This window comes from Thalassobacillus sp. B23F22_16 (assembly GCF_043496955.1).
In the GTDB taxonomy this organism is placed as follows: Bacteria; Bacillota; Bacilli; order Bacillales; family Halobacillaceae; genus Thalassobacillus; species Thalassobacillus devorans_A.
Map to the genome: position 1 here is coordinate 1 of NZ_JBIEKD010000031.1, position 12,153 is coordinate 12,153.

12 protein-coding genes are annotated in these 12,153 nt (G+C 32.9%); 6 read left to right on the forward strand and 6 right to left on the reverse strand.

The features are described 5' to 3' along the window. Nucleotides 1-388: 388 nt before the first annotated feature. The 3 genes from ACGTNI_RS17770 to radC form a co-directional block, all read right to left on the reverse strand. Nucleotides 389-820, reverse strand: coding sequence for a DUF2538 family protein (locus tag ACGTNI_RS17770; RefSeq protein WP_394463957.1), 432 nt, complete (start codon nt 818-820; stop codon nt 389-391). 59 nt (nt 821-879) lie between these two features. Next, nucleotides 880-1,389, reverse strand: a complete 510-nt coding sequence (locus tag ACGTNI_RS17775) for a hypothetical protein (protein ID WP_394463958.1) — start codon at nt 1,387-1,389, stop codon at nt 880-882. A gap of 121 nt (nt 1,390-1,510) precedes the next feature. After that, the gene (gene radC / locus ACGTNI_RS17780; protein WP_394463959.1) at nt 1,511-1,963 is read right to left on the reverse strand and encodes a RadC family protein; all 453 of its coding nucleotides are present in this window, start codon (nt 1,961-1,963) and stop codon (nt 1,511-1,513) included. 1,171 nt (nt 1,964-3,134) lie between these two features. Between radC and ACGTNI_RS17785 the strand changes: the two genes are divergently transcribed. Next, nucleotides 3,135-3,758: a hypothetical protein gene (locus tag ACGTNI_RS17785; RefSeq protein ID WP_394463960.1), complete on the forward strand. Its 624-nt coding sequence runs from the start codon at nt 3,135-3,137 to the stop codon at nt 3,756-3,758. A 54-nt stretch (nt 3,759-3,812) separates the two neighbouring features. Here ACGTNI_RS17785 and ACGTNI_RS17790 read toward each other — a convergent pair whose 3' ends face one another. From ACGTNI_RS17790 to mobQ, 3 genes are read right to left on the reverse strand one after another with little or no spacing between them, the layout of a single operon-like run. Further along, a complete protein-coding gene (locus ACGTNI_RS17790; RefSeq protein WP_394463961.1) occupies nt 3,813-4,403 on the reverse strand; it encodes a hypothetical protein in 591 nt (196 codons plus the stop codon). Nucleotides 4,404-4,414: 11 nt separating this feature from the next. Next, entirely contained in the window at nt 4,415-6,556 is a 2,142-nt protein-coding gene (locus tag ACGTNI_RS17795) for a type IA DNA topoisomerase (protein ID WP_394463962.1), read from the reverse strand. Between the two features lie 23 nt (nt 6,557-6,579). Continuing rightward, nucleotides 6,580-8,598: a MobQ family relaxase gene (gene mobQ / locus ACGTNI_RS17800; protein ID WP_394463963.1), complete on the reverse strand. Its 2,019-nt coding sequence runs from the start codon at nt 8,596-8,598 to the stop codon at nt 6,580-6,582. Nucleotides 8,599-8,850: 252 nt separating this feature from the next. Here mobQ and ACGTNI_RS17805 point away from each other — a divergent pair, with 252 nt between their 5' ends. From ACGTNI_RS17805 to ACGTNI_RS17825, 5 genes are all read left to right on the forward strand, one after another. After that, the gene (locus ACGTNI_RS17805; protein ID WP_394463964.1) at nt 8,851-9,102 is read left to right on the forward strand and encodes a hypothetical protein; all 252 of its coding nucleotides are present in this window, start codon (nt 8,851-8,853) and stop codon (nt 9,100-9,102) included. Between the two features lie 80 nt (nt 9,103-9,182). Continuing rightward, complete coding sequence (locus ACGTNI_RS17810) at nt 9,183-9,365, forward strand: hypothetical protein (protein WP_444875590.1); 183 nt, start codon at nt 9,183-9,185, stop codon at nt 9,363-9,365. Beyond that, nucleotides 9,358-10,392, forward strand: a complete 1,035-nt coding sequence (locus ACGTNI_RS17815) for a hypothetical protein (RefSeq protein ID WP_394463965.1) — start codon at nt 9,358-9,360, stop codon at nt 10,390-10,392. The genes ACGTNI_RS17810 and ACGTNI_RS17815 overlap by 8 nt, the downstream gene beginning before the upstream one ends. Before the next feature lie 204 nt (nt 10,393-10,596). Next, complete coding sequence (locus ACGTNI_RS17820; protein ID WP_394463966.1) at nt 10,597-11,646, forward strand: ParM/StbA family protein; 1,050 nt, start codon at nt 10,597-10,599, stop codon at nt 11,644-11,646. After that, on the forward strand, nt 11,639-11,920 hold the full coding sequence (locus ACGTNI_RS17825; protein WP_394463967.1) for a hypothetical protein: 282 nt from the start codon (nt 11,639-11,641) through the stop codon (nt 11,918-11,920). Before ACGTNI_RS17820 ends, ACGTNI_RS17825 begins: the two co-directional genes overlap by 8 nt. Nucleotides 11,921-12,153 lie beyond the last annotated feature (233 nt).

The window sequence follows — 12,153 nt, forward strand, 5'->3', positions numbered from 1 at the left end:
CCGCAAACAGGGTTAGGCATACGGAACCTGCCCTGTTTGCGATTTAGAGTGCCAGGTGTTTATTGTTCGGATGTGCAAATGGAAAAATAATGTTAAATAAAAAGAACAGGTTCACCTGTTCTATCTGTTTGGTCTTTATTCTGTTATCTTTTGATCTTTGCAATCGTGGGAGCGTTAAGAAAAGAGCAGGAACTTACAAACCGTTATAAGTTGGCTACTTTCACGAACTTGGAAAGTGGCCGACTTTTACGATTTGTAGTTATCGGTCTTTTTAGGTCACAGCGAGATGTAATTTAATGTTAGACAAGCGTTCTTTGCTTGCTTACAGTAAATTAACAGACCCTTGCGGTTGCCCCGAAGTTCCTTTTAGTTATTATACGAATTGTAATTAACGCTTTAAAAGCCCTAACCGGATATCTATTGCTGCCTTAAAAACTTTCACGTTCTTATCATCTAAAGAATTTAAACAATCCATCATATTAAAATAATCATAGGAATTAAAGAGATTCAAGCCTAACTGTCCTAATTGTTGCATGGAAGAGGTCAAATCATAACTCACATCAACTTGTGTTCTTTCTTCATAATCCTCATCTAATTCATCTTCACCTTGCTCAAAATGCTTCATTTGCCAATTAATAATCCAATCCAAAGGTGTGTCATATTGATTAATTTCACCTTTAAATTTATTAAAAATCATAGGTAAAGCAGAAATATAACAAGCCGACTGATATTCAGGATCACCCAAAGCCACCGGAAAAACACTTTGTAAAAAATCAAAGTTATCTCGGTGTTCGTCACTTATAAAAAATACATTCTCCATCTTCAAAACTCCCTTTTTCTTTTATTGTTTGAAAACACATAGCAGGATTAATCCTGCTTTCAGTCTTTAGACTGATTAGCGATTGAGTTCAAATAGCTTTCACATGTTTCTTTCAACCAGTATTTAGTTCCTGCTAATTCAAGGTCAGGAGTAGGAATAATCCCTCTGTTTAAATAAGAGTTAAGCATAGGTCGGCTAAAATTCCTTCCATGTAGCTTTTTATGTTCGTTTAAGAAGTTAGCGAAATTCGTTTGATTCATATAATCTGATTCGTCTGTTATGAGGGAAAAACCAGGGTTGTCTCCAAAGTAATTGTCTTTGTAAAAAAACGTCATAATGCTTTCTAAAGCGAGAGAAAGCCAATCTTGATCAAGGTACTCTAATAAATCATATAGGTTGAAATTATTCTGTGAAGGTTGTTCAAAAAACCAAATCATCTTTAGAAATACTTGCTCTGTATCACTCAACTCTTGCAAAGTTTGTTCTTCGAGCAATATACTGTCGCAATCCGGTATATTGTCTTTAAGTGACGGAAAATAATTTATTATTTTTTCAGTTGCTTTTTTCATTGATTACTCCCCTTTCAGTCATTTGCTTACAATGTTAGCATAAAATGCTAACATTGTAAACAGTTTTTGATTACAAAGTAATCTTTTTTAATTTTTGCGTAGCAAAAAAAGAAAGGCTACCTTATAGGTAACCTTTCTCTTTCAAACTATTAAATTTGATTCTGGAATTAACTTTTTCTCCTATCACTAGGTGGTCGAGCAACTGGATGCCTATTAGCTGACCTGCTTCGTGAAGCCTTCTCGTTATATGAATGTCCTCCTGTGATGGCTGGGGATCTCCACTTGGGTGCTGATGTGCTACCATGATAGACGCTGAATTATTCATAATTGCTGTTTTGAACACCTCTCTTGGATGTACAATGGAAGCATTAAGCGAGCCCACATGACATCTATGGACAGCGATTACCCTGTTTTTAGTGTTCAGACACATAACTAAGAAAATTTCTCTGTCATCTTCTCCGATAAAATCATATGCAATATCAGCACCATCTTCCGGGCTTCTAACAATATCATTTTTTACCTGACTTTCCATTACAACCTGCTTCACTCTAACGATTTCATAAACTGTTTCCATGAAAGATTCCTCCAATTATGATATTATTGATTTAATAAGTGAATTATAATTAAGGGGAAGCTCCTACTTCCCCTCGTGAATGTTCAAATCATGTTATGAACATTTGAGAAAAACCAATGAAAAAGCATACTGATAACAAACAATCCGTACCCTATAACAATTAGAGTACGGATTAATTCGTTCTCAAACACATCATACAACTGCAAGAGTACATAGCAACCTGCAACAATAAGTATTACTGTGATGATTAATTCTATTATCAACTGAATCACCTCTCTTTCTTTGTGTGTCACCCAACCAATGTTGGCGAAAACGAGTGTCGAAGGGTCGGCTTGATCTTTAGCCGACTTGCAAGAAAAGTATAGGACACGTATGCTCTTTTATGGTATTTTCGGAAACGTGGTGTGTCCGTTTGAAAACAGTAAAACCCAATGACTTATTGGCACTTACGAAACGTTTTTTGTTGAGTTAGTGCCAGTTAGCCTACTTGGTTTTTCAGTTTTCATTTACTTTTCGCTAGCCCTTGACCGAGTTATGAGCCAATCATTATACTTGGGAGACACAAAGAAGGATGATACAAAATTCCACCACTAACAAAAGCATAAGAGACAGCAGTTTCTTTTTGTTTCGGGTTCGATACCCGATAAAAAAAGATTAAAAGCGAAAAAGTAATCCTGCAGCCAATCGTTTTATATTGGCCGCAGGATTATTATTTTGAGCGAATCATTTTAGTGAACTTTTAAAATGATCGGTTTACGAGGGTTCGATACCCGAAGTAAAGCGCATAGGGAAGTATTTAAATAGCATGGAACAAAGCGCAGCGAGTTGACAACGATTTACGACACCAGGAGAAAATTATCCTTTTTATTACGTTTTAAATTATTAATCTACTAATGTTTAAAAAATAACCTTCTTGTCCAAACTTATGGCAAGGAGTTGATATAATATGGCGGTAAAAATGACTAAAGATGAAGCGAAAGAACTTGCTAAAAAAATCAATAAACATAGTAAAAAATATGGTTTTCCTAAAAAGAAAAAATAATTCCTTTTGGTTTATAAAAGGTTGTTTTTTCTTGTCCTAAAGATACATAACTCCCCCCTCCCTTTGCATAGAATAAACTATAAGTCTAGGACACTAGGACAATGTCTTAATGATAAGTGAGGGGTTTTCGTGGTAAAAGTAGTGGGGGAGAGAAAAACGAGAAGCGATAAAAAGCGTGACATAAAACCTTTTATTCCAGTTGAATTATATGAATGTTTTAATCGAACATCTTATGTAACAAATACCCCAATAAAAGATATTGGGGTAATGGTTTGCAAAAGAGGTTTATATTCTGCTGCGGTAATGGAGCTTTTATCTAATCATTTCAGGCGTGATTATTGGGCGAGCAATAATACAATGTATATCGGTGATTCAGAACGTCCACCATTTAAATCACAAAAAGGAATAGCAAAACAACGTATGACTATTCGTTTTTCGCAATCAGATCATGACAAGTTGTCACATTTGGCTTTTTCCTTAGATTCATCCGTTTCATCTGCAACCGGTCTATTGCTTGAAACAGCCTTTAAAAACACTGATGTTATAAATGCCATAATAACTAGCCAAGTCAAAGATGAATTAGACCCTAACCGTATGAAACAACTCCGGGAAATTCTTAAATTCATTAATAAAAACAATCCATATCACGAAAGGATAACTATTGGGGAAGTTACGAGTTTTATTCTCGAAGAATTAAAAGGAACAGCGTTTACAATGTCTGAATCAGTTAAGCATTGGATGAGGAACCTTTAATATCTAAAGAAAAAGACCACCCTTTAAAGGGTGGTTTATCATTTTCAATACATGTTATTGGTCACTGTGGAGATCTCTTTTCATTATTTCAGCTTTTTCTTCTACTGTTTCAGCCCAGGGTACAATTAAGCAGGGGAGTTTTGCATCCTGCGTGAGTTTTAAGAAGTTCCTTCTGCGTTTATCAGGGTTTTGTTCAGTTATTGGCACTCCATCAGCAATGGTTGGCATGAGTGATTCAGCAGTAAATGTTATATTAAAGTCCGAGAATCTAATGAAAGCTTCAAAAGGAATCTCTATGATTGATAGTTTTTCTTTTAAAAAGGGGTTGTCGTTTATTAATTTTTGGGTTTCTTCTTGATCGAGCATCCGTAATAAACAATCTATTTTTCTTCTTTCTTTAATTGGGTCATCTACCTTTCTACCTCGAATATTCACTTCATAATGTCCATATGCATTTCCTTTGTTATCTGTGGTAATACAGGCATGATCTACACCTATTTGTTTATTTTCATCGTTATTTGAAGCGATACGACAGGCTTCAGATTTTCCGTAACCGAAAACCAGACAAACTTTATCATTAATTTCAAATATATCTCCATAAAATATATTGTCTACTCTGCTTGATGGAGTAAAATTATTGTTCATGTAATCACTCCTTATTTACCAAAATCAAATTTTAGTTTGTAATTATCATCCAATTTTAATGCAGCTTGAAAATCGCCCTTTTTCCCTTTAAAGCCTTTGAGTTTATTTGTCTTTCCTTTTTCACATAACGTTTTTATCATTGTTTTACTTAAACTTTTACTTGCCCATTTTTTAGGGAAGGTTACCTTGCAACCATCTTTATATCCTGAACAACCATAAAACTTTCCTTTATCTTCTATTTTACCGTTACAAGATGGACAATTGGCTATTCCCTTCGATTCATTATGTTGTTGTATTTTATTATCCAATGTATCTACTCTTTTTGTTGCATCTTCAATTGTCGATAAGAGAAATTTTTTTATGTTGTTTAAGAAATGTTCCTTTGACCCATTCCCTTCACCTATTTTCTTGAGATATGATTCCCATTTTGCAGTCATAGAAGGGCTAGAGAGTAATGTTCCTTCAACTGCTTCACTTAATATTTCCCCTCTTTTTGTAATGCTGACAATGTTATTACTTATTTTTATATATTTCTTGTCTTTAACTGTTTCAATGATGCCGGATCTCGTTGCTTCTGTTCCGATACCTTCCACTTCTTTTAAAATATCGCTATCTTCTTCATCCTCCACCATTTTTCCGGCAGTTTTCATTAAATTAATAAGCTGACCTTCGGTATATGGTTTCGGGGGCGTTGTGAATCCTTCCACAATGTCTAAGTTAGCATTTACCCTTTCATCCTTGTTTACATTGGGGAGTGGTTCTTTTTCTTTTTTACTATGGCTTTCTTTATTCTCTTTTTTCGGGAATAGCTCTTTCCACCCTTGATGCACTTCAATTTTTCCTTTTGTATGAAACTCAATGTCATTCACGTTTGTAATAATATGTGTTTCCTCGTACTTATAATCTTGGTGAAACATAGCTAATGTTGTAGCCACTACTTCAAAGTAAATATTTCTTTCTTCATTAGATAAATTCTCAATATCATTTTTATTTGGTATGTTTTTGGTTGGCACTAATGCATAATGTTCCTGGACTTTATTTGAATCTACGAATCTTTTATTCGGTTCTCCGTTAGCTTCAAAATTTACATCCATAAGTGTTTGATAATTTTTTATATTATCTTTCAGATATTTAAATTCGGCATCTGTTATGTGGTTACAATCTGTTCTCGGGTAGCTTACTATCTTTTTTTCATATAGTCTTTGTACTGTTTCAAGTACTTTTGATGGATTATATTTCCACTGTTTGTTTGCTTTTGATTGTAATGTTGATAATGAATGCAATTTTGGTGATTTTGTAGTTTTTAGTGTTTTATTAACTTCTTTAATGACAGCATCCTGTGATGTTAATTCACTAATATTTGCTTCATTCAATATATCCTGTATAGTTTCCTTTTTATCTTCTTTAATTTTGGCTTTGCCTTTATAACTTCCATTTTCATGGTGAAATTCAGATTCCAATTCATAGAAAGGTTTAGATACAAATTCATTAATTTCTTTGTCTCGTTGATATATCAAGTAGGTTAAAACCGTTTGCACTCTCCCGACACTGAAAACCCCTTCTACTCCCTTTTGTTGCAATAACAGGGTGTATAATTGGCTACCATTGATTCCTACAAGCCAATCAGCTAATTGTCTTGTTTGGGCTTCTTCAAACATAAGTAGGCTTTTTTTATCGTCTTGTAAATTGTTAAAACCCCTTTTAATTTCATCAACCTCAAGTGAGTTTATCCATAATCTTTTAGTTATTACATTTTTAACTCCTGATTGCATCTTACAAAGTGCGAATATAAGTTCACCTTCCCTATCGATATCAGCTGCGTTTATCAAAATCCCATTATCTGATTCGCACTTTTTGAATTGTTCTTTAACAAATTTAAACTGATCGGCACTCGATTTTTTGGGCTTATATTGGAATTTATCGGGTATTATGGGGAGATTTGAAAGATTCCACTTCCCCCATTCTTCTTTGTATTCCTGTGGCATTTTTAATTCTATTAAATGCCCATAACCCCAGGTGATAATCGCACCTTCTGAAAAAATATCACATGGGTTTAATTCAATGTGGGTCTTATGTTTTTTCTTTACCCGGAAGGCTTCTGAATATGCCCTTGCTTGGCTCGGCTTCTCTGCGAATATTACTACTTTACTCATTTGTTATCATCCTTTCATTGTGATTAAAGCTCTCTTCCATCTGTTCCACGTTTTCTGAATACCTTAGTTCGATCTTTCTTCCTTCTATCATCCATTGAATCTCTTTCTTGCCCTATTGCCTTTAAAACATCAAACAAACCACTTGCAATGTCTTTCGCTTTATCAGCATTATCTTTATAAACTTCCTTACGTTCCTGACTGTCTTGTTGTTCTCCTTGCTGATTGAGATAGTTTGCTTGTTGCTCTTGTTCTTGTTGCAAGTTCTCTATAAACTCATGAGTGTTCAAATTATTCTTTTCATCCTCATTAAGTTTAGAGTACGATTCTAAGGCAGCAAGTTTCACTTCCATTGAAGTATTTTGCAGGGCTTCATTATCAAACGTTTCTTTGACATTCATGTCAATAACAGGCTTTAGCTCACTGAGATATTGGTTATAATTTTCTTTAAGTTCTTTATAACTTTGTATTTTAATAATGGTGTCTTTCATTTCTTCTGGTGTTGCTTTATCTGTATTTTGTTTGCTTAATTTATTAATGGTGCGGTCATAAATATTAATAGAAGTCATTAAGTCTTTAGCCTGTTTCCATGTAGGCGTATAAAGTTGATTTTCGTTATATTTATCCTGATTTTTCATTTCCTTTTTGATCTTATCTTCCGGCAACAGAATGTTATAATCCTTCAACATTTGCAAGGCAAAATACTTTTCATCATAGCTAAAGTCATTGATATTTGCTTTATCATAAACAGCAGCAAATTCTGTATCTGTTAAATGTTTTTGATACCCAAAACTTGTGATAGATGCTTGTTTTAATTCATTAAATTTCTTGAATTCTTCATTGATCTTGGCTTGTGATTCTTTTACTTTTTCCATATCTTTATTCATTTCACTTTCAAAATTATCAATGGAATAACCGAATTTCTTAACAAAATCAGGGTTCTTTTTGTGTTGTTCTTTGATATTATTCAGTAATTTTTCATGAACATTATTCATGACAGACGAACGTTCAATTTTAAGTTTCCATTTGTTTTGATTGCTTGTAAAATCATGGTAAAGTTTGGATGATGATTTATAATCTACATAACCTTTTATTCTGTCTACAAGTAAATTTGTAGCTTCAACATTTCTTTCGTCAACGTGCATATGTTTTCTTAACTGATTCAATTCAGATTTATAATCTCGTTTTGTTTTATAATCTTCCAGGTGAATGACATCAGCAAATTGCTCGTTGTATTTTTTAATTTCTGCATTTTTCTGACCATAATAAGTGACTGGATTATATTCTTTTCCTTCTTGTTCTGCTTCCTGTTTTACTCTTTGTTCATATTGATATTCATTTCGAGTTAAACGAATTTGAGCCTTTTCTAGTCTGCCTTGTTCCTCAAAAGATTTATGACTATATGTTTTATCCAATCCAAATTGAAGTGACTTCTCATTTAATTTCTCTGCCCAATTCTCTCTCCATCTGTTTAATGTTTCTCGTTTATCCCAGTCATTCAATTTAACAGATACCGTCTGTTTCCATCCTTTTTCGTTGTAAACTTGATTCCCATTTTCATCAAGTTTAGGAACACGTTTTGATTTACGTTTCTCCCATTCTCCATGTTCATTAAACTCTCTTACAGTAAGTAAAACATGAGCGTGTGGATTGTTTACATCATCCCTATGAATAGCAACATCAGCAACCATACCTTCATCAGAAAAATTCTCTTTTACATACTCTCTTGTCAATTCAGTTTGTTGTTCTTCTGTCATATCGTTTGGTAAAGATAGAACAATACTTCTTGCAATCCTTGCGTTATTTCTGTTTTCGTATTTCTCAACTTCATTCCACAATCTTTCTCTTTCAAGTGTCCATTCAGGTGCATGATCTGGTTTCATAATAAATGTTTCCGGCTGTACAAATCGTTCTTTGTATTTTTTTGTTTCTCCATCTTTCAAAGAATATAATTTATCTCCTGAACGATAAGCAGCCATTGCAACAGCCGATTGAGTTGAAGCATTAACGGTTTTACAATCAAACATATAATAACCTCTTGCCATGATCATGCACCTCCTTTTTAAATAAATATAAGTCGATGGAATCGACTTTTCCACTATACAAAAGCCCCTGCGGGAAACCCATCGAATATACGAAGTGTATTTTATGTAGCGTGAGCGAAATAAAATCACTGCGTGTAGATGGGCACTGTCATTTGACTGTGACTATTATTATAACACAATGGTTGATTTTGGCAATGGTTTTGTGTATTATTTAATGTAAGATTAACTACTAAAAATTAAGGAGTGATTATCTTGTCAACACAAGCAAGAAATGCCATAAAGCGAAAAAATAAAAAACAAGAAAAACTACTAGAACTAGAAAGAGAAATTAAGGAACTTGAAGAAAAGGCTCAAATTGAACTTGGAAAATATCTTATGAAAACTTGGGATATTGAAGATGATCATGATAGCGAAAAGGTTTTTGATGTTATTGATTCATTAAAGGAAGATGCTAAAAGTCTTTTAAAAGATGAAGAAGGTGATACGGGAAAGTCCGATATGTAAATAACACAAAAGACACTTTAATTTTATTGAAGAAAGCAAAACAGAAATTAGAAAGAGAAAAAAGGAAATGGTATAATTTTATGCAAAATGAAAGAAAAAAAAGAGCTAATCGCTTAATTCAAAAAGGAGCATTACTCGAAAAATACTTTGAGTGTGACCATTTAGAAGTTGAAGAAACAGAAGAATTATTAAAGGTCTTTTCTGAATATATAAATTCAAATAAACCAATTAAATTTATGAAAGGAGATAGTGATAATGAGTAGTGGTGAAGCTGATAAAATAATGGATGTAGCAAGTGATATTGCTATGCGTATATTTCAAAGCAGAAAAAGAGATCAAGAAAGATTATCCCAGGAACAAACAACAGAAGTTGAGGAAACTAATGAATTAAATTCTGATGAAATTTATAAAGAAAGTGGACAGAAGCAATCTGTTAATAATGATGATCTTTCAAGGGAAAAGGTTTATGATGAAATAGAAAACCAAAAGGAAATTTTAAATGAATTTATAGACAATGAAGTTACTGATGAAAAAGAACAAACAACTAATCTTTCTAAAGAGGAATTAGAAGGAATGCTGAACGATCATTTTAAAAAAGTTGAAGCTGCCCTTGATGATTTTGAAAATAAAAATATAGATGCTGATACCTTTAAAGATAAATTAAATAGCTTATCTAATCACATAAAGGCAAACGCTAGATCGAAGTTTAAAACAGTTAAAACTGCAACAGTAAAGCCTGTTAAAGATTTAAAAACTTATGCTAAAAATAAAATTAATAAATTTATGGGTAATATAAATGATCGTTTAAAAAACATGAGTGCTGCCCTAGATAAAAAAACAGGAAATACAGAAAATGAAAACAACAAAACGCAAGAAGTAAATCGTGAAGAAACACGATATACAACTAATCAAAAAGGCTATGAACAAAAAATAGAGAATGCCCTTAACAATAATCCTGATCTCCTTAAATCTGTTCTTGCTTATTCACAAATTAAATCAATGAATAATCATATAGATTCAAGTAAAGAGCGTTTAAGTCAGTTAGAAAACATGGATGTTCAAAGCGCAGAGGAAGAACAAAAACTTAATGATATGAAGCTTAAATTTCAAGGCCACATTAACGAAATGGAGTCAGAAGTAAACGATATTCAACAGTCTTACAACCCAGAAAAAACCTCCGAAAAATTACAAGAAGCTACCAAAGAACATGATACGGAAAATGAACAAAATAATGATAAAAAAGAAACGAAAGAAGTCACTAAAACTAAAGAACTTCAAATGGAAAGATAATAAATATCCCCTTATCTCGCTATAAAGCATAAGGGGTTTTTAAAATCGGTAAAATACCGGTAAATTAACGGCAGGTCTAATGTGTGTTGTCAGAATAAGTCGGCAAAATACCGTTATTTCTTCTTGACATTCGGTAAAATACCGGTATAATAGAATGTAGGAAATCGGTAAAATACCGGTAAATTAATTTAGAGGTGATAAAAAATGGAATTATTCGCTTTAGACTTAGGTAATATTCAAACAAAAATAAAATCAAGCAAGTTAGAAAAGGTTTTACCTAGTAAGTTTGCTTATTATGAGGACTTAGGTAATCAAGACACATCAATTAAAAAGTCTAAACGTGACATTAAGGAGTACAGCGTAAACTATGATAATGATTTTTCTTATGCGTGGGGTGCTGATATAAATGATGCGAAAAAAGTTGATCTTATAGATACCATAGGTTTTGAAAATCGCTATTCTACAACTGAATTTAGGTTGCTAAGTAGTTTTGCTATTGGAGAGCTTGCAAAAGACTTCCAGGAGGCTAAAAACGGCATTTTAGAGGTTGATATTGTCACTGGTGTTCCCACTAATGATTTTAACGAAAAAGCTGTAAAAACACTTATAAAAGTTTTAAAAGCCGATCACAACGTAGTTGTTGATGGGGTGAGTTTGAATGTCAGAGTGAATGAGGTTAAGGTAATTCCACAGCCCATAGGAACTGTATATAACAAAATGTTAGATGATCAAGGGTATATTGTAGAAGATGATTTTGACGAAGAAACAATTTCAGTTGTTGATTGTGGTGGAGGTACAATACTAATCGACACACTTAATAATATGAATTTAGATGAAACCGGGCGTTCACAGGAAAAAGAAGGTGCTCACCACTTATACGATTCTATTATATCTGAATGCAGTAAGGAAAATATCACTTTAACTAAAAATGATATTGAAAAAATACTAAGAGAACAAAAAGACAGATACTACTTCGCACCAAATAAAGATGAATCTATTGAAATTACGAAAGAGGTTAATCGATCTATTACTAAGTACACAAGACAATTAACTAACAAAGTTACTTCAACTTTAAAAGATACTTCTCAAATAGATACTTTATTTTTCACCGGGGGAGGGGCAAACTTAATCAACAAAAAAGAAGTAACAAAAAGGTTTAAACGAGCAATATTTATTGAAAAAAGTGAAACTGCTAATGTAAACGGCTATTATAAGTACGGATTAGCAACAGCAGAGAGTGATCATGATGACTAAAAAGAAAATGGAAAGAATTGAACTTCGTTATGACCCTGAAAAAGATAAAGATATGCTAGATTTTATTGATAACAATGGTTCAACCAGGGCAGGTTTTATCAAGCATGTTTTAAAAATGTACAAAAATCAAATGGAAACAATGATAAAGATGCCCGACGATTCACAAAAGGCAGCAGAGAGTAACAATGAGGAAGAAAAAAATAGCTTTGGTAAAAGAAGGAGAAAACCATCTAACTTAGGTAATGCGTCTTTTTCCAGTAAAGACTTTGAATAATGTTAAAACTTATGTCCTGTCAGCCCTTGTGTTGGTAGGACATTAAATTTAAAGTTTTCCTATATATGGAATGTTATGATGAAACATATAATTTGACAAAACCTGATATCCTTTGCCAAAAGTTTGATATATTGTTATTCTTTATTAAAGAAACATTGATAAAAAAAGACAAAAAAATAAAACCCCTATCCACTAGATTAATTGTTTAGCCGACAATTGCGTGAAAGGGATTT